The 20,032-nt window shown below is 72.7% G+C and carries 18 protein-coding genes; 9 read left to right on the top strand and 9 right to left on the bottom strand.

Features of this window, described 5'->3' with window-relative positions; genetic code table 11:
• Window positions 1–68: 68 nt before the first annotated feature.
• Window positions 69–4,028 carry a type VII secretion protein EccCa gene (eccCa, locus tag DEH69_RS28970; protein ID WP_113689953.1) on the top strand — a complete coding sequence of 1,320 codons (3,960 nt, stop codon included), beginning with the start codon at window positions 69–71 and terminating at the stop codon, window positions 4,026–4,028.
• A gap of 100 nt (window positions 4,029–4,128) precedes the next feature.
• Here the strand turns inward: eccCa and DEH69_RS28965 are convergent, their stop codons facing one another.
• Genes DEH69_RS28965 through DEH69_RS28955 form a run of 3 tightly spaced genes read right to left on the bottom strand, consistent with a single transcriptional unit; the run spans window position 4,129 to window position 5,953 of the window.
• Window positions 4,129–4,419 carry a WXG100 family type VII secretion target gene (locus DEH69_RS28965; RefSeq protein ID WP_113689952.1) on the bottom strand — a complete coding sequence of 97 codons (291 nt, stop codon included), beginning with the start codon at window positions 4,417–4,419 and terminating at the stop codon, window positions 4,129–4,131.
• Between the two features lie 12 nt (window positions 4,420–4,431).
• Window positions 4,432–4,791 (bottom strand): WXG100 family type VII secretion target, encoded by a 360-nt coding sequence (locus tag DEH69_RS28960; protein WP_113689951.1) that lies wholly within the window; start codon window positions 4,789–4,791, stop codon window positions 4,432–4,434.
• Between the two features lie 43 nt (window positions 4,792–4,834).
• A complete protein-coding gene (locus DEH69_RS28955; RefSeq protein WP_258535037.1) occupies window positions 4,835–5,953 on the bottom strand; it encodes a S8 family serine peptidase in 1,119 nt (372 codons plus the stop codon).
• A 1,154-nt stretch (window positions 5,954–7,107) separates the two neighbouring features.
• Between DEH69_RS28955 and DEH69_RS31860 the strand changes: the two genes are divergently transcribed.
• Entirely contained in the window at window positions 7,108–7,272 is a 165-nt protein-coding gene (locus tag DEH69_RS31860) for a hypothetical protein (protein ID WP_181727645.1), read from the top strand.
• A 215-nt stretch (window positions 7,273–7,487) separates the two neighbouring features.
• Here DEH69_RS31860 and DEH69_RS28945 read toward each other — a convergent pair whose 3' ends face one another.
• The 3 genes from DEH69_RS28945 to eccB are packed head-to-tail and all read right to left on the bottom strand — an operon-like array spanning window position 7,488 to window position 10,657.
• On the bottom strand, window positions 7,488–7,901 hold the full coding sequence (locus tag DEH69_RS28945; RefSeq protein ID WP_113689948.1) for a hypothetical protein: 414 nt from the start codon (window positions 7,899–7,901) through the stop codon (window positions 7,488–7,490).
• A gap of 31 nt (window positions 7,902–7,932) precedes the next feature.
• A complete protein-coding gene (gene mycP / locus DEH69_RS28940; RefSeq protein WP_113689947.1) occupies window positions 7,933–9,198 on the bottom strand; it encodes a type VII secretion-associated serine protease mycosin in 1,266 nt (421 codons plus the stop codon).
• Between the two features lies 1 nt (window position 9,199).
• The gene (gene eccB / locus DEH69_RS28935; protein WP_113689946.1) at window positions 9,200–10,657 is read right to left on the bottom strand and encodes a type VII secretion protein EccB; all 1,458 of its coding nucleotides are present in this window, start codon (window positions 10,655–10,657) and stop codon (window positions 9,200–9,202) included.
• A gap of 94 nt (window positions 10,658–10,751) precedes the next feature.
• Here eccB and eccE point away from each other — a divergent pair, with 94 nt between their 5' ends.
• From eccE to DEH69_RS28900, 7 genes are all read left to right on the top strand, one after another.
• Complete coding sequence (gene eccE / locus DEH69_RS28930; RefSeq protein WP_113689945.1) at window positions 10,752–12,032, top strand: type VII secretion protein EccE; 1,281 nt, start codon at window positions 10,752–10,754, stop codon at window positions 12,030–12,032.
• On the top strand, window positions 12,032–12,715 hold the full coding sequence (locus DEH69_RS28925) for a hypothetical protein (protein WP_113689944.1): 684 nt from the start codon (window positions 12,032–12,034) through the stop codon (window positions 12,713–12,715). The genes eccE and DEH69_RS28925 overlap by 1 nt, the downstream gene beginning before the upstream one ends.
• A gap of 60 nt (window positions 12,716–12,775) precedes the next feature.
• A complete protein-coding gene (gene dxr, locus DEH69_RS28920; RefSeq protein WP_113689943.1) occupies window positions 12,776–14,050 on the top strand; it encodes a 1-deoxy-D-xylulose-5-phosphate reductoisomerase in 1,275 nt (424 codons plus the stop codon).
• Window positions 14,047–15,351, top strand: a complete 1,305-nt coding sequence (locus tag DEH69_RS28915) for an RIP metalloprotease (RefSeq protein ID WP_113689942.1) — start codon at window positions 14,047–14,049, stop codon at window positions 15,349–15,351. Before dxr ends, DEH69_RS28915 begins: the two co-directional genes overlap by 4 nt.
• 61 nt (window positions 15,352–15,412) lie before the next feature.
• On the top strand, window positions 15,413–16,567 hold the full coding sequence (ispG, locus tag DEH69_RS28910) for a flavodoxin-dependent (E)-4-hydroxy-3-methylbut-2-enyl-diphosphate synthase (RefSeq protein WP_113689941.1): 1,155 nt from the start codon (window positions 15,413–15,415) through the stop codon (window positions 16,565–16,567).
• 42 nt (window positions 16,568–16,609) lie between these two features.
• Window positions 16,610–17,458, top strand: a complete 849-nt coding sequence (locus DEH69_RS28905; RefSeq protein WP_113689940.1) for a GNAT family N-acetyltransferase — start codon at window positions 16,610–16,612, stop codon at window positions 17,456–17,458.
• Window positions 17,459–17,532: 74 nt separating this feature from the next.
• Entirely contained in the window at window positions 17,533–18,099 is a 567-nt protein-coding gene (locus DEH69_RS28900) for a GNAT family N-acetyltransferase (protein ID WP_113689939.1), read from the top strand.
• Window positions 18,100–18,109: 10 nt separating this feature from the next.
• Here DEH69_RS28900 and DEH69_RS28895 read toward each other — a convergent pair whose 3' ends face one another.
• The 3 genes from DEH69_RS28895 to DEH69_RS28885 are packed head-to-tail and all read right to left on the bottom strand — an operon-like array spanning window position 18,110 to window position 19,924.
• Window positions 18,110–19,015, bottom strand: a complete 906-nt coding sequence (locus tag DEH69_RS28895; protein ID WP_113689938.1) for an aminoglycoside phosphotransferase family protein — start codon at window positions 19,013–19,015, stop codon at window positions 18,110–18,112.
• Window position 19,016: 1 nt separating this feature from the next.
• Window positions 19,017–19,463: a ferritin-like domain-containing protein gene (locus DEH69_RS28890; protein WP_113689937.1), complete on the bottom strand. Its 447-nt coding sequence runs from the start codon at window positions 19,461–19,463 to the stop codon at window positions 19,017–19,019.
• Window positions 19,460–19,924 carry a hypothetical protein gene (locus DEH69_RS28885; RefSeq protein WP_258535035.1) on the bottom strand — a complete coding sequence of 155 codons (465 nt, stop codon included), beginning with the start codon at window positions 19,922–19,924 and terminating at the stop codon, window positions 19,460–19,462. Before DEH69_RS28885 ends, DEH69_RS28890 begins: the two co-directional genes overlap by 4 nt.
• Window positions 19,925–20,032: the final 108 nt, after the last annotated feature.

Genomic DNA, 20,032 nt, shown 5'->3' with positions numbered 1-20,032 from the left:
GCGTGGTGTCAGTGGCGGCCACTAGGATCGACGCCGCGTCACAGGCCGTTCTTCCGGGGGGAATTCGGATGAGCCAGATCGTCGTCAAGCGCCCGCCGAGGGCGCTTCCCGAGCAGATGCCCGGAGAGGCGGTGCAGCTGCTGCCGCCTCCCGAGCTGCCCAAGGGGCAGCAGGAGGGCGTGCTGATGCAGGTCGTGCCGATGCTCGGCATGGGCTCTTCGGTGGTGTTCTTCTTCATGCCGGGCGCCCACCCGTTCATGCGCATCATGGGCATGCTGATGATGGTCTCCACGGTGGGCATGGTGGTGGCCATGATCGTGCGGTTCCGGCGGGGGACTCAGGGGCAGATGGCGCAGCTGCGGCGGGACTACCTGAAGTATCTGGCGCGGACGCGGGCCGCCGTGCGGGAGACCGCGGCGCGGCAGCGGGACGCGCAGCTCTATCTGCATCCGCGGCCCGAGCAGCTGTGGGCGCTGGTCGCCGAGGGCAGCCGGGTGTGGGAACGGCGGGCCGGGGATGCGGACTTCGGGCAGGTGCGGATCGGGGTGGGCGAGCACCGTCTTGCGACGCCGCTCGTAGAGCCTCAGACGGCGCCCGTGGACGAGTTGGAGCCGCTGACTGCGGGGGCCATGCGGCGTTTCCTCGACGCGCACAGCACGGTGGACGGGCTGCCGATGGCCGTGTCGCTGCGCGGCTTCTACCGGCTCGCGCTGTCGGGGGACGCGGAGACGGCCCAGGGGGTGGCGCGTTCGCTGGTGTGCGCACTGGCGGCGCTGCACTCCCCGGAGGACGTGGTGATCGCGGTGGGGGTCTCGGGCGAGGCGGCGGAGCGCTGGGAGTGGGCGAAGTGGCTGCCGCACGCGCAGCTTCCCTCGCAGGACGGGGCGGGCTCGCGGCGGCTGATCCTCGGCTCGGTGGCCGAGGTGGAGCAGGAGCTGGCGGGGCGCATGGAGGGGCGGGGGCGGTTCTCGCCCGGGGGCAAGCCGGTGCTCGACCAGCCGCATGTGGTGCTGGTGCTCGACGGGGCGCGGATTCCGCCGATGTCGGCGTTCGCCTCGGCTGAGGGGCTCCAGGGCGTCACCGTCGTGGAGTTGGTGCGGGGCGACGCCGACCCGGGGCGGGGCGGCCTGGCGATCAGCTGCCGGGCGGGGGCGCTGCGCCTCGAAGCGCAGGACGGCATGGTGTTCGAGGGGGAGCCCGACGTGCTGCCGGTGGCGGCGGCGGAGGCGCTGGCGCGGCAGTTGGCGCCGCTGCGGCTGAGCGCGGCGGCTGACGAGGACGAGCCGCTGCTGGCGAACCTCGACTTCGCCGAGCTGCTCGGCCTCGGCGACCCGGCGTCGGTCGACGTGGCGCGGACGTGGCGGCCGCGGTCGGCGGGCGAGCAGCTGCGGGTGCCGATCGGGGTGGACGAGGAGGGCCAGCCGGTGATGCTGGACCTCAAGGAGGCGGCGCGTGAGGGCATGGGTCCGCACGGCCTGTGCGTCGGGGCGACCGGCTCGGGCAAGTCGGAGCTGCTGCGCACGCTGGTGCTCGGGCTCGCCGTGACGCACACCTCCGAGACGCTGAACTTCGTGCTGGCCGACTTCAAGGGCGGCGCGACGTTCACGGGCATGGCGGGGCTGCCGCACGTGTCGGCGGTCATCACGAACCTCGCGGACGACCTGACGCTGGTGGACCGCATGGGCGACTCCATCAGGGGGGAGTTGCAGCGGCGCCAGGAGCTGCTGCGCGCGGCGGGGAACTACGCGAATCTCCACGACTACGAGCGGGCGCGGGCGGCGGGGGCCCGGCTCGAGCCGCTGGCCTCGCTGGTGCTGGTGATCGACGAGTTCAGCGAGCTGCTGTCGGCCAAGCCCGACTTTATCGACATGTTCATCCAGATCGGCCGCATCGGCCGGTCGCTCGGGGTCCATCTGCTGCTGGCCTCGCAGCGGTTGGAGGAGGGGCGCCTGCGGGGGCTCGACACCTATCTGTCGTACCGGATCGGGCTGCGGACGTTCTCGGCCGCCGAGTCGCGGACGGCGATCGGCGTGCCGGACGCGTACCACCTGCCCCAGGTGCCGGGCTCGGGGCTGCTGAAGTCGGGCACGGAGCAGATGACGCGCTTCAAGGCGGCGTATGTGTCCGGCCCCTACCGCAAGCCGTCCCAGCGGGCCGAGGTGGGGGCGTTGCGGCCGGTCAGCAGGCGGCCCGTGGTGTTCACGGCGGCACCGGTGCCGGTGCGGTACGCGGACCCTGAGCCCGAGCCCGCCGCGGCGGCGGGCGGCGGGGCGGGCGGCGCCGACGACGCGCTGGCCGAGACGGTCCTCGACGTGATCGTCCGCAGGATCGAGGGGCAGGGCCCGGCGGCCCATCAGGTGTGGCTGCCGCCGCTTGACGCGGCCGTGACGATGGACGAGCTGCTTCCCGAGCTGCACGTGGTGGAGGGGCGCGGCCTCCAGGCGTCGGGGCAGGCGGCGTTGACGGTCCCGCTCGGCGTGGTGGACAAGCCGTTCGAGCAGCGCAGGGAGGTGCTGTTCCGCGACTTCTCGGGCGCGGGCGGGCACATGCTGATCGTCGGCGGGCCCAGGTCGGGGAAGTCCACGCTGCTGCGGACGTTGATCGCCTCGTTCGCGCTGACGCACACGTCGGCGGAGGCGCAGTTCTACGGGCTCGACTTCGGCGGGGGCGGTCTTGCCGCGATGGGGGACCTGCCGCATGTGGGCGGGGTGGCGTCGCGACTCGACCCCGACCGGGTGCGGCGGACGGTGTCGGAGGTCGCCGGGGTGCTTGCGGCGCGCGAGGACCTGTTCCGCAGGCAGGGCATCGACTCGATGGACACCTACCGGCGGATGCGCGGCGCGGGCCAGCTGGCCGACCAGCGGTGGGGCGATGTCTTCCTGCTGATCGACGGGTGGGCGGCGTTCAAGCAGGACTACGACATGGCGCTCGAGCCGGTGATCAACGACATCGCGGCGCGCGGCCTGGGGTACGGCGTCCATCTGGTGGTCACGGCGTCCCGGTACATGGAGATGCGCCCGGCGCTCAAGGATCAGCTGACCAACCGCCTGGAGCTGCGGCTCGGCGACACGCTCGACTCGGAGTTCGACAGGAAGGTGGCCGCGGCGATCCCCGCGGACGTGCCGGGGCGCGGGCAGACGCCGGACCGGCTGCACTGGATGGTGGCGCTGCCGCGCCTCGACGGGGCGGGCCGCACGGCCGATCTGGCCGAGGGGACGGCGTCGTTGATCGAGGCGGTGCGCGCCGGGTGGCGGGGGCCCGAGGCGCCCGCGGTGCGGATGCTGCCGCGGCGGCTGGCCGCGGAGGACCTGCCGAAGGGCTTCGAACGGCCCGAGGACGGCATCGCGATCGGCGTGGGCGAGGACGATCTGGAGCCGGTCTTCGTCAACTTCGACCGGGACCCGTTCCTGATGGTGATCGGCGAGAGCGAGTCGGGGAAGTCGTCGGCGCTGCGGCTGGTGATGCGCAAGCTGGTCGAGCGGTACACGCCGGAGGACGTGCGCTTCATCGTCACCGACTACCGCAGGACGCTGATGGCGGCGGCGCCGCAGGAGTACATCGCCAGCTATTCGACGACGGAGACGCGGCTGACGCAGGACGTCGTCTCGCTCGACAAGATCTTCGAGAAGCGGGCGCCCAAGGAGGACATCGGCATCGAGGAGCTGAAGGCACGCTCGTGGTGGTCGGGGCCGCGGCTGTTCGTCGTGGTCGACGACTACGACCTGGTCTCGGCGACCAGCCGGAATCCCCTGGCGCACCTGGTGGAGCACCTGCCGTACGCGAGGGACGTGGGCATCCACTTCGTCGTGGCGCGGAGCGCGGCGGGCGTCTCACGGGCGATGTTCGAGCCGTTCGTGCAGCGGCTGAGGGAGTTGGGGGCCCAGGGGCTGGTCCTGTCCGGGGATCCCAAGGAGGGCGAGATCTTCCCCTCGATGCGGGCGCGGCCGCTGCCGCCGGGCCGGGCGCAGTTCGCGTCGCGACGGCGAGGGCGTCCGCTGGTCCAGCTGGGGTGGCTGCCGGAGCAGTAGGCGGGCCGCCGCGCGTGCGCGAGGGGCGCCGAAGGGGGTGGCACCGGCTCGCGGCGCCACCCCCTTCGGGTGCCTGCGGTGGGTCAGCCCATGCGGTGGGTCAGCCCATGCGGTTGGCGGAACGGAGGTCGACGGCCCGGTAGTTGATCCCGGCCGTCTCTAGGGCGTTGCCCGTGGAGCCGAGGACGACGCGGAGCTTGTCCAGCTCCTCGGAGAAGGCGTTCATGTTGATCGCGAAGGCGCGCTGCGCCTCACCGGTCCAGCCCTCGGCGGCCCACCTGAGGGCCGCCTTCAGTGCCTCGAGGCGGTCGAGCAGCTGGCGCTCCTCGACGGTCAGGCCCTCGGAACCACCGCTGAGCGCGGAGTAGTTGACGCTGGTGAAATCGCTCATGTCCCATTCCCCTCAGGCGAGGTTCTCGAAGCCGGAGCTGTTGATGTTGGCCAGGCCCGACTGGGCGCGCAGCATGTCGTCGAGCTGCTGCTGCTCCAGGTCGTCGAAGTCGTTCCGGCTCATCTCGACCAGCCCGCGTAGGTTCTCCAGTGACCTGATGAGGCGGTCGAGGTTGAGGTTGGCCTCCTGCTGGCCCGCGCCGAAGCGGGAGCCCGCCTGGCCCTGCCAGCCAGCCATGACCTCCGTCGTCGTGGCCTCCAGCTTGCCTTTGCTGCCCTGAAGAAGCTCGATCTCCTGGTTGAGCGAATTGATCAGCGCCTGGATGGTTTCATTGCTGAACCGAAGATTGTCCGTAGGCATCTGGTCGGACATGCATACCCTCCCCTTGTGTGAGTGCTGTTCTTGCTGTGAACGGCTAGGCGGTTCTGCGGCGGTTCACGATCACCGCGGCAGCCACGCCGCCCAGAATGATCAACCCCCCGATGACGCCGATGAGCGCGGGCGCGTTGCCGCCACCACCGTCGCCCCCGGCTCCACTGGCGGACGCGTCGCTCCGCTCCTCCCCCTCAGGAACGGCGTCCTCATCGGCCGGTTCCTCTTCCTCGGGCTCCCCCGCGGGCTCCTCATCGGGGACCGGCTCGGGTGAGACGGGGGGGTCGAGTGATCGCTCGTAGGCGTCGAACATCGGATTGACGTCCGGCTCTCCGGGATCCACCCCTTCGTCGAGGATCACCCGATCGGGCCGGATCATCCCGAACCCGACGTTGTCATCCCTCCGACCATCCCCCTCGGCGGTCTGCGCCAGCGCGCGAAGCACTTGGTTCTTGGTCCAGTCGGGATGAGCGGACCAGATGAGAGCCGCCGAGGCGGAGGTGAGGGCCGTAGCAACGCTGGTGCCGCCACGTTCGACGAGGCAGGCCTCCTCCCATGACCGGTCGGGGCAGTATCCCGGCACATCATTGCCGGGTGCGGAGAGCGCTACATAAGGGCTGGGAGTCGAATAGACAGCGCGGTCACCATTTCTGTCAACCGCTCCGATACCGACGATTCCGTCATAATTCGCAGGCTGGCTGACCAGATTCGAGTACTCGGCGGAATTTCCAGCAGCCGCGAAGATCAGCACATCGCTGCGTACTGCCTCATCGATAGCGGCATATAGCTCCTCGGGATTGCCGCTGGCCACCTCCGAACCCACCGCAATATTGATGATCTTGGCGCCGGAGTCGACGGCGTATTGGATCGCCTCGGCGAAACGGTCCTCCAGACCGAAGTCCCAACTGGCGCTGTCGGCGACCCGAACAGGAAGGATCTCGGCCCCGGGAGCGAGCCCCTGGATTCCGCCCCCCTCACCGGTACCCGCGATGACCCCCGCCATGACGGTGCCATGGCCTTCGGTGTCGTAATGAGCCCCCTCGGGGTCGCGGGTGAAGTCGGCACCTTCCATGACCTGACCCTCAAGGTGTGGGAGGGACGCATCCACCCCGGAGTCGAGAACCGCCACCGTGACGCCCTCCCCTCTCGTCTGCTCCCACATCTCCTGGACCCGCCACGTGCTCATGTACCAGGGGTCCTGGGGACCTTCGGCAGCCGCGTGCGGAGCCAGAGCCGTGCCGCAGAAGACCATCCCCGCCAATAACAGCGAGAGGGACTTACCACGTCGGTGAGTTGAGGGCGTGGGGGGAGTCATCGAATCAGCGGTCCTTGTCGTGTCGTTCGCGATCGTCCAGCTTCCTCCTGCGGCGGCGACCGGGCTTCGGCACCAGAGGCCGCCCCGTCACCCGGGGCGCTTGGGAAGGCGGTGTGGGCCGGTGAGGGCTGGCGTTCACCGCGCCGACAGGTCGTCCGACCAGACCACCTCCGGGCCCGTGGACCGCCCCTGTGGCTGGATCACGCATCGCCGGAACCGCCCCCAGACCGATGGCGTTGCCCAGGGGCAGACCTCGGCTGAGCCGTTCCGCGGGGCGCGGCACTCCCCCGTAGATCCCGCTCTGGGCTGGCGTTCGGGGAATGAGAGCGCCGTTGCTCGGCATGCCGCCCATCGGTGGGCGCCCCACCATGGAGGAATGCCCTGCCGGGCCGGGAACGGCCGGGCCGTGCCCCGGGCCGACGACAGGCGACCTCCCCACAGGAGGCGGCCCGCTCGCCGGAGGTCCAGCGCTCGGCGGCTTGGCCACCGGGCCGCCGAGGCCGGGCCCCAACCGTGCCGGTGGCCCCCCGGGCGGGATCAGCGGTCCGCCGCCATGGTCAAGCGGCGGAGTCGTGGGCGTGGGCCCAACAGGTGACGGCGGACCGGCTGGTGGTGCCGAAGGTGGGGCCGTGGTGAGGGAGTCCAACGAAGTGCCGATGCGCTCGTCGGCGCCCCCGATGGCGGGCCGGATCGGCGCCCCCGACACCGCCTGGCCTGTCTCAGCCGGGAGTGGTGACTGGAAGGCATCGGGAGAGGACGGCGTCCCGCCGCCTCCCGGCGTCGCCCCGTACCAACCGACGGGCTCGGACGCGCCGCCAGGTGGCATGGTCCCCGCCACCGGGGAGTCACCCGCGGGGCCGGGCGAAGGGGCCCGAAAGCCTCTGGGAGCCAGACCCTCGAACTGCGGCTCTACCGCCCTCGACATCGTGTTCGCCGCGATGCGGTAGGAGGATGCCAGGCGGTCCATCACGCCGATGGCCTCTTCGCGTTCGACACCCGCCGTGATCAGGTCCGCCACCGTGCCGGTCTCCACGGGGCCAAGCGGCGAGTCGGGGACCGGGGGCATCGAGGACTTGGCCTGGGCAAGCGCCTCCCCCGCCATCTGCATGGCGTTGCCCGTGACCGACGCGTACTTGCTCAGCATCGCCGACTCACGCCGGAAGTGATCGCCCCACGCCCGGATCGTCTCGGCCGCCTCCCCCTCCCACGGCATGGTCGCGATCCGCATCCAGATAAAGTTCCCCACCGTCTCCAGGTAGGGCGCCATCTCGATGAGGATCTCCGCCCGGGAGGTGAGCGCCTCGGGGGCGCCATTGGCGATCATGGCCACCAACGCCTCGTGCGACGCGGACTCGTGCTCACTCATCGCCCCGACCCCCCATCACAGAAGCACGTCCCCTGGCCCGGAGCCGGAACCCCTGCCCCTGTCGTACAGCGAGTCGAAGTTCGCGCTGATCTGCTGGAACCGCTCGAACTCCTCCTGGTCGGCAGTCACATAGTCGTTCTCCATCGCAGCGGTGGAGATACTCAGCATCTCGATGGCCTCTTGCTGAAGGCGCACGAATTCCTCGAGGCGTGCGCGCACCCTTTCGTACTCGGCGAAGATCTCTGCCGCCGCGGGCGATTCACCGAAGTGGTGCTCCGCGGTGTTCAGGACGCTGACCTGCTCGCCGCTCACGCCGGAGCCGTTCAGCTTGTCCAACAGTAAGCTCAGCCAGCTCGAGAACTCTCTCAGCTCACCGTCCGCGAGATACAAATCCGGCTGACTCGGCGGCTGGACCGAATCCGTTGTCATCCCACCCTCCCCTCCACCGGTGCCCCCTCAGTCACCGTGGAGATCCCATCTTATGCCGATCGCTACGCATTGAGGCAAGGCCGTTACGGTGGCGATAGTCACGGACGATCAGGGCCGTGCCCGCCAGGGCCGCCGTCAGCAGAGTGGCCGTCAGGATGGCGAAGGTGCCGAGGCGTTCGGCGCGTTCGGCGTGGGTCTCGCCCAGGTCGAGGGGCTCGACGTCGGGGGCAGGGGCCGCGGGTGCGGGAGGGTCGGGGACCGGGGTGGGGCCCGGGGGCGAGGTGTCCTGGGTGAGGGCGCGGACGGGGTCGACGACGCCCCAGCCGAGGTCCTCGTCGGGGCCCGGCTGGGACCGTTCCGCCGTCTGCTTGAGGTGGGTGACGACCTGTTCGGCCGTCCAGTCCGGCTGTGCGGCGCGCAACAGGGCCGCGACGCCCGCGACATACGGGGCCGCGAAGCTCGTGCCACTGTCCACGCAGTGGCCGCCGCGGGGGACCGTGGAGACCATGTCAACGCCGGGCGCCGCGATGCCGACGAAGTCGCCTGACTGGGAGAACGGGGCGCGCTCGTTGTTCCGGTCGGACGCGGCGACGGCGAGGACGCCCTCGTAGGCGGCGGGGTAGGTGAGGCGGCGCTCGCCGTCGGCGCCGTCGTTGCCGACGGAGGCGATGACCACGATGTCCGCGTCCAGCGCGGCGTTCACCGCCCTGGCCAGCTCGGACTCCTCGCCGGGGGCGGCGTCGCTGTCCTGGGAGATGTTGATGATGTCCACGCCCACACCGACCGCGTGGTCGATCGCCTGGGCGAGGGTGGCGACGGAGCCGCTGCCCTCCGCGTCGTTCTGCCGGATGGGGACGATCGTGGCCTCGGGCGCCAGGCCGACGAAGCCCGTGGCGTCGTGCGGGCGGGCGGCGATGATGCCCGCGACCTTGGTGCCGTGGCCCACCGTGTCCGTCGTGTGGTCGCCATCGGCGTCGGTGAAGTCCGCGCCGCGCGCGGCGTCCACGGCACCGGCGAGCTGCGGATGGGCGGTGTCGACGCCGGTGTCGATCACGGCGACGCTCACGTTCCCGCCGTGGCTCTCCTGCCAGACGCGGTCGAGGAGGACGCGTTGCAGCGCCCAGGGGCGCTCCTCGATGTTCTCGGCGGGGAACGCGCAGCGCCCCCCGTCCGCGTGGGCGGCGGGCGGGGCGCCCGCGGTGCCCAGCGCCGTCAGCAGCAGGGCGGTCAGCGCGGCGCGAACGCGGACACGGTCACCGATGCGGACGCGGTCATGGATGCGAATGCGGCGTGCCATGTCAGGAACCCTGCGGCTGCTTGGCGTTGGTGGTGTCGAGGCTCGGCCCCGTCGGCAGGAACTCCGACCAGTGGGCGGGGACCGGGACCGGGGTGACGTCGCCGTAGCCGAGGCGGATGTGCGCCCGGTCGTCGGGCTCGCCTTCGGTGGAGGTGGCGGTGGCCTGGACGGGGTAGCGCAGGCCGGTGTCGGTGACGAGGAAGACGCGGCCCGCGTCGGCCTGTTCGCCCGTGACCTGGCGGTAGAGCAGGCCGGAGCCGGGGGTGACATAGGCGTTGGCCGCCCCCGACGCGATGGTGGCGGGGTAGTCATCGCCCGCCCACGCGGTGACCTCGGTGCCGCCGTCGCGGTCGTCCACGTCGTGGAGCACGGAGCAGACGGTGTCCCGGCCCGCGCCGTTGACCTGCTCGGTGACGGGCTCGGGCCAGTCGCGTTCGACGCTCGCGTCCGGTGGGGCCGGGGTGATGTTCTGCGCGCTGAGTGCCAGGGCGTCGCCCTGCTGGCCGAGGATCTCGGTGGCGGGGCTGTTGAGCACCAGGTAGGCGGTGAAGTCGGTGACGGGGACGACCCGTCCCGGCAGGACGACATAGTGCTGGGGGCCAGCGCCCGTGGGGGCGCGCACGACCATGCCGACGGTGTTCGCCGCCTCGACGAGGCCGGGGACCCCGGCCGGTGCGCCCACGTCGGGCAGCTCGGGGAAGCCGATGGTGTCGCCCTCGGCGAACGTCGCCAGCCACTCCTCGCTCACGGGCTGCGGATCGCCCCGGGTGAGCAGGCGGAGCAGCACCTCGCGGCCCTCCTCGGCGAGGGGGTAGCGGGTGCCCGAGGGGTCCACGAGGTAGGGCGTCCCCTCCGACTCGACGAAGAGGACATCGCGGCCCGTGAGCCGTTCGTCGCCCTCGACGCGGTCGGTGTCGTCCGTGGCCAGCACGAACGTGGCCTGCTGGATGTCGCCCTCGCCGCCACCGGGGCGCAGGCAGACGGCCCAGCGCTTGGCCTCGGCGGCCTCGTCGGTGGCGGGGAGCCGGTCGGGGGCGTAGGGGATGCCGAGGGTGGGGCCGCGCGGGATGGCGCCGCTGTCCAGCTCGGACTCGTCGACCTCGACGATGTCGAACGAGTCGGGGTCGTCGAGGAGGAGGCGGGCGGACGCGAGGTTGAGCACGGGGTGGAGCTGGGCGCGGCCCTCGGTCTCCAGGACGACGTAGCGGGTGGTGGAGTCGCTGCCGATGATGATGTTGCGCCCCGGCTCGTCCCAGCCCTCGGGGACGGAGGGGCGGAACATCCCCCACGCGCCGAAGCCCGCCAGGATCAGCGCGCCGACGACCATGCCGGGCAGCACCGCGCGCAGAGGGCGCGGCGCGCCCTCCTCGGTCACGGTGGGCGCGGGCTGGAGGAACGCCGCGACCGTGCGCCGCTTGGCGAAGGTGTACGCGTTCAGCTCGTCCTTGCGTGACGCCATGGGTGTCCGCCCCTCCCCCTGCCCGTGACCGGACGTCAGACCGAGGATCTACTATGCCGGGTGACGGTTCGATCACTGTCGGGAGGGGGGCGAGATGCGGGCGAACGCCACGACGCGGACGGCCGGAGGTCCTGGGCGCGCGGTGCTGCCGCGGGCCGTGCCGGGGCCGGGTGGGCCGGTCCCGCTGGGGCCGCTGCTGTGCGTGCAGGCGGCCGGTGGGCTGGTGGCGGCCGGGTGGGCCGCGGGGAGCTGGGCGCTCGGGGCGCTCGCGGTGGTGCCGTCGGCGCTGCTCGTGCTCGTGGTGGTGGCCTGGCGGCGGGGGGAGACGCTGCCGGGGTGGCTCGGCGCGGCGCTGGTGGACCGGCGGGCGAAGCGGGCGGCGGCCGATGCGCCGCCGCCTGGCGCGGATCCGCTGTTCGCGCTGGCCGCCGAGTGCCGCCCCGGGCTGCGGAGTTACGCGGTGGCCGCGCGCGGTGGGCGGGACGGCAGGGAGCGGCGCGAGGTCGGGATGGCGGAGGACGGCGGGACGCTGACGGCGGTGCTGCGCGTCGAGGCCGCGATGGCCCCGCTGCAACCCGGGCGCGCGGTGCGCCCGTTGCCCCTCTCGCTGCTGTACGGGGCGCTCGAGACGGACGGGATCCGCCTGGAGTCGGTGCAGTCGGTGCAGTACACGCAGCCCGCGCCAGCGCCCGTGCTGCCGGACAGGTCGGTCGCGGGGACGAGTTACACGCTGTTGCAGCGGGAGGGTGACGCGCCCGCGCTGCGGCTGACGTGGGTGGCGTTGCGGCTCGATCCCGAGCTGTGCCCCGATGCGGTGGCGGAGCGCGGCGGGGGGCTTCCCGGCGCGCAGCGCTGTCTGACGCGCGCGGCCGATCAGCTGGCGAGCAGGCTGACCGGGGCGGGGTTCACTGCGACGGTGCTGAGCGAGGCCGAGCTGCTCTCCGCGGTGGCGGCGTGCACGAGCTCGAATCCCGCGGCGACGGCGCTGATAGGCCGGAGCGAGGGGCAAAGGCCGCGCAGGACGGCGGAGGGGCTGCGGGCCTGGCGGTGCGACGACCGGTGGCACACGACGTTCCGGGTGGCGCGGTGGCCCGAGCTCGGCCCCGGTGCGACACCGCTGCCGGGCCTCGTGGCGCTGCTGACGTCGCTGCCCGCGTTCGCCACGACGTTCGCGCTGACGCTGCGGGGCCAGGGGCGGGGCGGCGCCGTGCTGAGTGGTCATGTGCGGGTCACGGGGCGCGGCGAGGGCGAGTTGCGCGAGGCGAGCCGTCAGCTGGTGCGGGCGGCGCGGGCCGCCCGGGTGGGGCTGGCGCGGATGGACCGGCGGCAGCTTTCGGGGCTGCGGGCGACGCTGCCGCTCGGGGGTGGGCGCTGATGGGCGGCGCGGGGCACGTGCTGTCGGCCGATGAGCTCGACGCGCTGGCGCTGCCGGTCGGGGACGACGGGATCATCGTCGGGGTGGACAGCAGGTCGCGGCCCGCGGTGCTGGGGATCCACCACCCGGTGCCGTACGACGTGGTGCTGATCGGCGGGGTGTGGGCGGCGCAGGTGCTGGCGCTGCGGGCGGTGGCGACGGGGGCGCGGGTCGTGGTGGAGACGGGCCGCCCGCAGCTGTGGACGCGGCTGGCGCAGGCGGCGAACGGCGGCCTCGAGTGCATGACGCTGCACGAGGTGGGCCGGGTGCCTCCGCTGGGGGCGACGCTCGGCAGCCCGGTGCTCGTCGTGCGGGACTGCGGGATCAAGCCGCCGCGGGGGCGGGTCGCCTCGGCGCCGTGGCAGCCGGTGCTGACGCTGCTGCCGTATCTGAGCCAGGTGTCGCACCGGCTGGTGGAGCGGGCGGCGCTCGTGGGGGTGCAGCGGGTGTCGCCCGACGAGGCGCGGGTCGTCGGGCGGCTGCTCGCGCTGCCCGAGGTGCAGGCCGAAGCGCTGCCGACGTTCGCCGAGAACGCCACGCTGTGGTGCACCAGGACGGCCAGGCTGCTGGTGCGGATGGTGCCGACGGACAGCGAAACGGGACTGCTGGGCAACCCCAGTCGGCTCGATGTGGGTCATGGGTAGGGGAGGGGCCGTGACGGGGTCCCTGTCCGGGGCACCGTGGGGAGCAGTGACAATGGGAGGATGACCTTGAGCGCCGTCTGTCTCGCCGATCCGCATGCGCGCTACCCGGCCGAGCCGCCGCCCGAAGGGCCGAGGGACATCGTGGTCCTGGGGTCGACGGGGTCGATCGGGACACAGGCCATCGACGTGGTGCTGCGGAATCCCGAGCTGTTCCGGGTCACGGGCCTCTCGGCCGCGGGCGGGCGGATCGACCTGCTGGCCGGGCAGGCGCACCGGCTCCAGGTGCGGACGGTCGCGATCGCCAGGGAGGACAGGGCAGGCGAGCTGCGGGAGGCGCTGCGGGCGCAGTACGGCGTGGGGCAGCCGATCCCGGAGATCCTGGCGGGCCCCGACGCGGCGACGCGGCTGGCGGCGGGCCCGTGTCACACCGTGCTGAACGGGATCACCGGCTCGATCGGCCTCGCGCCGACGCTGGCGGCGCTGGAGGCGGGCCACATCCTCGCCCTGGCGAACAAGGAGTCCCTCATCGTGGGCGGCCCGCTGGTGACGTCGCTGGCGAAGCCGGGCCAGATCATCCCCGTGGACTCCGAGCACTCGGCGCTCTTCCAGGCGCTCATGGGCGGCACCCGCGCCGAGGTGGCGCGGCTCGTGGTCACGGCGAGCGGCGGCCCGTTCCGCGGGAGGTCGCGCGGCGAGCTGGCCGGGGTGACGCCCAGGGAGGCGCTGGCGCACCCCACGTGGGACATGGGCCCGGTGATCACGGTCAACTCCGCGACGCTGGTCAACAAGGGCCTTGAGGTGATCGAGGCCCATCTGCTCTACGGCATCCCGTTCGAGCGGATCGAGGTCGTGGTCCACCCGCAGTCGTATGTGCACTCGATGGTGGAGTTCGCCGACGGGTCGACGCTGGCGCAGGCGAGCCCGCCCGACATGCGGATGCCGATCGCGCTCGCGCTCGGCTGGCCGGAGCGGGTGCCGGGGGCGGCGGCGCCGTGCGACTGGACGCGGGCGCACACGTGGGAGTTCCTGCCGCTGGACACCGATGCCTTCCCCTCGGTGCCGCTCGCCCGGAAGGTGGGTAGCCTCGGCGGTACCGCGCCCGCGGTGTTCAACGCGGCGAACGAGGAGTGTGTCGACGCGTTCCTCGCCGGGCTGCTGCCGTTCACCGGGATCGTGGACACCGTCGCCCGGGTCGTCGAGGAGCAGGGCGACTCCTCTCCCGGAACCTCCCTGACCCTGTCGGACGTCCTCGAAGCGGAGACCAGGGCGCGGCAGCGTGCCCGCGAGCTCGCCGGGACGGCGGGCGGGACCACGACGGAGGCAGTGACCGCATGACGGCGTTGATGTTCATCCTCGGCATACTCGTCTTCGTCTTCGGGCTGCTCTTCTCCATCGCGTGGCACGAGCTGGGGCACTTCTCCACCGCGCGCATGTTCGGGGTCAGGGTGCCGCAGTTCATGGTCGGCTTCGGGCCGACGATCTGGTCGCGGAAGAAGAAGGAGACGGAGTTCGGGGTCAAGGCGATCCCGCTCGGCGGCTACATCCGCATGATCGGGATGTTCCCGCCGGGCGACGACGGCGCGATCCGGCAGCGTTCCACGTCGCCGTTCCGGGGGATGATCGAGGACGCCAGGGCCGCCGCGTTCGAAGAGCTCCAGCCGGGCGACGAGAAGCGGCTGTTCTACACGCGCAAGCCGTGGAAGCGCGTGATCGTGATGTTCGCGGGCCCGGGGATGAACCTCATCCTGGCCGTGACGATCTTCCTCGGCGTGCTCATGGGCTTCGGGATCAACACCCAGACGACCACCGTGGGCACGGTCTCCGAGTGCGTCATCGACCAGAGCGAGGAGCCCAGGGACTGCCAGGACACCGACCGGCCCGCGCCCGCCGCGGCGGCCGGGCTGCGCGCGGGGGACGTCATCGTGGCGTTCAACGGCGAGCGCATGGACGAGTGGGGCACGCTCCAGGAGCGCATCAGGGAGACCACGGGCGCGGCCACCATCACCGTCGAGCGCGACGGGCGGGAGATGGACCTCCAGGCCGACCTCATCGAGAACCAGGTCGCCAGGACCGACGGCGACGGCGGCTATGTCGAGGGCGAGTTCGTGACCGCCGGGTTCCTCGGCTTCTCGCCCGCGGGAGGCATCGTCAGGCAGGACTTCCCGCAGGCCGTCGAGCGCATGGGCGACATCATGACCACGGGCGTGCAGGCGCTGGTGGACATCCCGTCGGAGATCCCTGGGCTGTGGAACGCCGCCCTGGGGAACGGCGAGCGGGAGCCCGACTCCCCGATGGGCGTGGTCGGCGCGGCCCGCGTGGGCGGCGAGATCTTCACCCTGGACATCCCGGCGAGCCAGCAGGTGGCGACGGCGCTGTTCCTGGTCGCGGGGTTCAACCTCTCGCTCTTCCTCTTCAACATGCTGCCGCTGCTTCCGCTGGACGGCGGCCACATCGCGGGCGCCGTGTGGGAGTCGGTGCGCCGCGGCTGGGCAAGGGTCACCAAGCGCCCCGACCCCGGCCCCTTCGACGTCGCGAAGCTGATGCCGGTCGCGTACGTAGTGGCGGGCGTGTTCATCTGCTTCACCCTGTTGGTGCTCGCCGCGGATATTGTCAACCCGGTGCGGTTGACCGGGTGAGGTGCCGTAGGCTCGAAGCCCTGGAGCCCGCCCGTCCTTACCGTGGGGTTGCACGAATCACATGACAGCCATCTCGCTGGGAATGCCGTCCGTCCCGACCAAGCTGGCCACGCGCCGCGTCAGCCGCCAGATCCAGGTCGGATCCGTCGCCGTAGGCGGTGAAGCGCCGGTCTCCGTACAGTCGATGACGACGACACGCACCTCGGACATCGGTGCGACATTGCAGCAGATCGCGGAGTTGACCGCGTCGGGCTGCCAGATCGTCAGGGTCGCCGTGCCCACGCAGGACGACGCGGACGCGCTGGCCGTGATCGCCCGCAAGTCGGGCATCCCGGTCATCGCCGACATCCACTTCCAGCCCAAGTACGTGTTCGCGGCGATCGACGCCGGCTGCGCCGCGGTCCGGGTCAACCCCGGGAACATCAAGCAGTTCGACGACAAGGTCGCCGAGATCGCCAAGGCCGCGTCGGACACCGGCACCCCCATCCGCATCGGGGTCAACGCCGGCTCCCTCGACAAGCGCCTGCTCGCCAAGTACGGCAAGGCGACGCCCGAGGCGCTCGTGGAGTCCGCGCTGTGGGAGTGCTCCCTCTTCGAGGAGCACGGCTTCCGCGACATCAAGATCTCCGTGAAGCACAACGACCCGGTGATCATGGTCAACGCCTACCGGCTGCTCGCGGAGCGCTGCGACTACCCCCTCCACCTCGGCGTCACCGAGGCGGGCCCGGCGTTCCAGGGCACGATCAAGTCGGCGGTGGCGTTCGGCGCCCTGCTCAGCGAGGGCATCGGCGACACCATCCGCGTCTCCCTCTCCGCCCCTCCGGTGGAGGAGGTCAAGGTCGGCACGCAGATCCTGGAGTCGCTCGGCCTGCGCGAGCGCGGCCTCGAGATCGTCTCCTGCCCGTCGTGCGGCCGCGCCCAGGTCGACGTCTACAAGCTGGCCGAGGAGGTCACCGCCGGGCTGACCGGCATGGAAGTCCCGCTGCGCGTGGCCGTCATGGGCTGTGTGGTCAACGGGCCAGGCGAGGCCAGGGAGGCCGACCTCGGCGTCGCGTCGGGGAACGGCAAGGGCCAGATCTTCGTCAAGGGCGAGGTCATCAAGACCGTGCCCGAGTCCAAGATCGTGGAGACGCTGATCGACGAGGCCATGAAGATCGCCGAGTCGATGGAGAAGGAGGGCGTCCCCTCGGGCGACCCCACGGTCACGGTCACCTGACCCCTGCCCGCTCCTGTCCCCGACCCTTCGAAGGCCCTGTCCGTGCTGACCACACCCACCACTCGGGTCCTGGGCTCCCCCGAGCTCGACGACGTCCTCGCCGTGCTCCACCAGGACCCGCCCGCCAACGCCTTCGTCACCGCCCGGGTGCTCGACTCCGGGCTCGAAGCCCCCTATCTCGGGGGCGAGATGTGGGGCTACTACCGCCGGGGCAAGCTCACCTCCCTCTGCTACGCGGGGGCGAACCTCGTGCCCATCAGCGCCGACGCGGGCGCCGTGCGCGCGTTCGCCGACCGCGCGCTGCGCGAGGGCCGCCGCTGCTCCTCGATCGTGGGCCCGGCCGGGCCCACCGCGCGCCTGTGGGCCAGGCTCGAGCCGCACTGGGGCCCCGCGCGTCAACTGCGCCCGCGCCAGCCCCTGCTGGTCACCGGCGCGGTGCCGCGTGGCATCACCCCCGACCCGCTGGTGCGGCGCCTTGGCAAGGCGGAGATGGACCTGGTCTTCCCCGCCGCCGTGGCGATGTTCACCGAGGAGGTCGGCATCTCGCCGCTCGACGCGCACGACGGCGGCCTGGCCTACCAGTCGCGGGTCGCCGAGAGCCTCGGCACGGGCCGCTGCTTCGCCAGGGTCGAGGAAGGGCGGGTGGTGTTCAAGGCGGAGATCGGCGCGGTCACCCCCGACATCTGCCAGCTCCAGGGCGTCTGGACGGCCCCCGACCGGCGCGGCCAGGGCCTGGCCACAGCCGGGCTCGCCACCGTGCTTGCGCACGCCCTCGCCGAGACCGCGCCCGTGGTGAGCCTGTACGTCAACGACTTCAACGCACCCGCGCTCGCCGTCTACCGCCGCCTCGGCTTCACGCGCACCGGGACGCTGATGAGCGTGCTGTTCTGAACCGTCCCCGTCCCGGCCGGGCCATTCGCGGTACCGGGCGCGACTTCGTCGGCGCGGCGCGTTAGCCTCCCCGCATGACAGCATCCGCCGGTGGGGCCTTCCCCGACGTCCGGGACATCGCCATCGGTCCGCTCGACCTCGCGGCCCGGGTGGACGAGGCGCTGGCCGTGCAGGCGGCGGCGTTCGGGCTCAGCGCCGAGGAGGTCGGGGTGCGCCGCCACATCGTGCTCCGCCACCTCGCCAGCCCCGGCGCCCGCGCCCTGGGGGCCACGGTCGGCCAGGGCCGGCTCGTCGGCTTCGTCTACGGCATGCCCAACGACCGCGCGCAGTGGTGGTCCACCGTGGTCGAGCCGTATCTGCGGCGGGCGGGCAACGACGCGTGGCTTGACGGCTCCTTCGCCATCACCGAGCTGCACGTGCTGCCGGAGTTCCAGCACCGCGGGATAGGCCGCAGGCTGATCACCACGCTCACCGACGGGGCCACGGAGCCGCGTTCGATCCTCTCGGCCATCGACACCGAAAGCCCGGCCCGCGCGCTCTACCACAAGCTGGGCTACCAGGATCTCGCCCGCCGGGTCCTGTTTCCCTCGGCGCCCTGCCCCTACGCCGTGATGGGCGCCCCCCTGCCGCTGCGCCGCTGACCGGCCGGGCTCACAGCCACGTGGCGAACTCCAGAAGCATCTCCGCGTCCGCCGTCCGCCCCTGGTCGAGGTTGCGCAGCGCCGACTCCACGGCGCGGAAGTGGGACCAGGCGCGCAGCCGGTCGGGGTCGAGGTCCACCGACTCGGCCAGGCGCGTCACCCGGCGGCGGGTGATCGCGGCGGCGCCCGGGGAGGCCACCAGGTCGTGCAGGCGGTCGCGGACCAGCCGGGCCAGGTCGTAGGCCCGCTCGCCGACGAGCGGCTCGGGCCCGACGGCGAGCCAGGGGGAGCGCTCCGCGTCCGAGGCCAGCACGATGCCCTGGCGGAAGTCGCCGTGCAGCAGCAGCCGTTCGCCCGGCGCGGCCATCAGCTCCCCGTGGTGCCGCAGGGCCTGATCGACCAGGGGGCCCGTCTCGTCGTCGGCGGCGGCGCGCATGAGCGCGGCCCGGGCCGCGGTCCGCTCCCCCACGGTCGGGAAGGGGTGGCCCTCCCCCGGGTCCACCCACAGCCGCCGAACCACCGAGACGGCCTCGAGCATGGCCTTGGCGTCGGGGAGCGAGCGCAACGAGGTCTCGCCGCGCAGCCGTTCGAGGAGCAGCGCCCCCGCGTCGGGCGCCGATCGCAGCACGCGGACGGCGCCCAGGCCGTTCCAGCGGCGCAACGCGGCCTCCTCGGCGGCGGCCGAGCCGTCGGGCGGGGATATCTTCAGCGCCGCGCGTCCGCCGTCGGCGGCGGTGACCAGCACGGTCATGCTGCTGCTGCCGCCCGGCTCCACGACCCGCTCGGCGGTCAGCTTCCAGCGGGCGCACACGTCGTCGACGAGCGCGGGCAGCCCGGCCAGCCAGCCGCCCGCGGCCGCCTCCTGGGCGCGGGCCAGCCGCGGCGGGGGCTTGGGATGGTGCACGGGGGCCGCCATGTCAGCCGGTCCCCTCCCGCTCCGCGTACTCGGCGAGCCCGGGGAACGGCTCGCCATGGCCGCGCCAACGGGCGGCGCGCACCGCCGCGTCGCGCAGCGCGTCGGCGGCGTCGCGGCGGACGTCGCCCGCGCCGACCAGCACAAGGTCCGCGTAGGCGCCAGCCAGCCGGGTCTCCAGCTCGACGGCCAGCTCCACGGCGCTCGCGCTGTCGGTCACCTCGAACGGCAGCGCGTATCCGGCGGCCGCGGCGACCGGCGAGCCGCCGAGGTCGCGAACGGTGCGGTGCAGGGCGTCGCGGCGGGCCAGGTGCGCGTCGTGCGCCTCGCGGGCCTCGCGCCCGCGCTCCTCGCCGATGCGGCCGCCGACCACGCCGTAGCCGTAGACGGCGGCGTGCTCGGCGGCGAGCGCGGCCTGCGCGGCGTCCAGCTCGGACGGTGTCTCGCTCATGGGCGTACCTCGTTCAGGAGGTGGGCCTGGACCTCGCCGGCGGCGGCCAGGGAGGCGAGCAGCCTGGCGAGCTCGGGCGGGGCGTCGGCCAGCGCGGCAAGCCGCTCCTCGGCGGCGCGGCGCTCGGCGTCGACGAGCGCGGCGATCGCGCGGTCCTGCCTCGCGGGCACCTCGGGGGCGGCGCCCGCGACGCCGGTCGTGGCCTCGCCGGGCTCGTCGAGCGCGGTGACATGGGCGGTGACGACCTCGCGGAACGGCGTCAGCGCGCCGGCGAGCGAGGGGTGCGCCGAGACGGTGGCGTCGTAACGCGCCAGGAGCGCGGTGCTGTCCCTCGCCACGCGGCGGCGTAGCCCTCTGTCGCTCGCGGCGGCGGCACGACCGGCCGCCTCGTCGCCGCCCGAGGTGCATCCGGTCAGGGCGCCGACCAGGACGATGCCGGTCAGCAGGGAACGTCGGGACACGGTAGAGGGCACGGCAGGAGACATGGTTCCCCGCACTTCCCCTTCTCGCGGTGGGCCGTGGGCGTATGCGGCGGCCTCCGCGCCCCGGGGCCCCCGAGAGCCGCGGGC

The organism is Streptomyces sp. PT12 (assembly GCF_003311645.1).
In the GTDB taxonomy this organism is placed as follows: domain Bacteria; phylum Actinomycetota; class Actinomycetes; order Streptomycetales; family Streptomycetaceae; genus Streptomyces.
The sequence above is the reverse complement of the archived record's forward strand: the minus strand, read 5'-3'. Positions and strand labels throughout refer to the sequence as shown.

What these genes read in the sequence shown, in the direction of transcription:
- DEH69_RS28895 (WP_113689938.1), bottom strand. Translation starts at nt 19,015, where the DNA reads ATGGCGGCCCCCGTGCACCATCCCAAGCCCCCGCCGCGGCTGGCCCGC.
- eccB (WP_113689946.1), bottom strand. Translation starts at nt 10,657, where the DNA reads ATGGCGTCACGCAAGGACGAGCTGAACGCGTACACCTTCGCCAAGCGG.
- DEH69_RS28965 (WP_113689952.1), bottom strand. Translation starts at nt 4,419, where the DNA reads ATGAGCGATTTCACCAGCGTCAACTACTCCGCGCTCAGCGGTGGTTCC.
- dxr (WP_113689943.1), top strand. Translation starts at nt 12,776, where the DNA reads ATGACCTTGAGCGCCGTCTGTCTCGCCGATCCGCATGCGCGCTACCCG.
- DEH69_RS28945 (WP_113689948.1), bottom strand. Translation starts at nt 7,901, where the DNA reads ATGACAACGGATTCGGTCCAGCCGCCGAGTCAGCCGGATTTGTATCTC.
- DEH69_RS28960 (WP_113689951.1), bottom strand. Translation starts at nt 4,791, where the DNA reads ATGTCCGACCAGATGCCTACGGACAATCTTCGGTTCAGCAATGAAACC.
- ispG (WP_113689941.1), top strand. Translation starts at nt 15,413, where the DNA reads ATGACAGCCATCTCGCTGGGAATGCCGTCCGTCCCGACCAAGCTGGCC.
- DEH69_RS28900 (WP_113689939.1), top strand. Translation starts at nt 17,533, where the DNA reads ATGACAGCATCCGCCGGTGGGGCCTTCCCCGACGTCCGGGACATCGCC.
- DEH69_RS28915 (WP_113689942.1), top strand. Translation starts at nt 14,047, where the DNA reads ATGACGGCGTTGATGTTCATCCTCGGCATACTCGTCTTCGTCTTCGGG.
- eccE (WP_113689945.1), top strand. Translation starts at nt 10,752, where the DNA reads ATGCGGGCGAACGCCACGACGCGGACGGCCGGAGGTCCTGGGCGCGCG.
- DEH69_RS28955 (WP_258535037.1), bottom strand. Translation starts at nt 5,953, where the DNA reads ATGTGGGAGCAGACGAGAGGGGAGGGCGTCACGGTGGCGGTTCTCGAC.
- DEH69_RS28925 (WP_113689944.1), top strand. Translation starts at nt 12,032, where the DNA reads ATGGGCGGCGCGGGGCACGTGCTGTCGGCCGATGAGCTCGACGCGCTG.
- DEH69_RS28890 (WP_113689937.1), bottom strand. Translation starts at nt 19,463, where the DNA reads ATGAGCGAGACACCGTCCGAGCTGGACGCCGCGCAGGCCGCGCTCGCC.
- eccCa (WP_113689953.1), top strand. Translation starts at nt 69, where the DNA reads ATGAGCCAGATCGTCGTCAAGCGCCCGCCGAGGGCGCTTCCCGAGCAG.
- mycP (WP_113689947.1), bottom strand. Translation starts at nt 9,198, where the DNA reads ATGGCACGCCGCATTCGCATCCATGACCGCGTCCGCATCGGTGACCGT.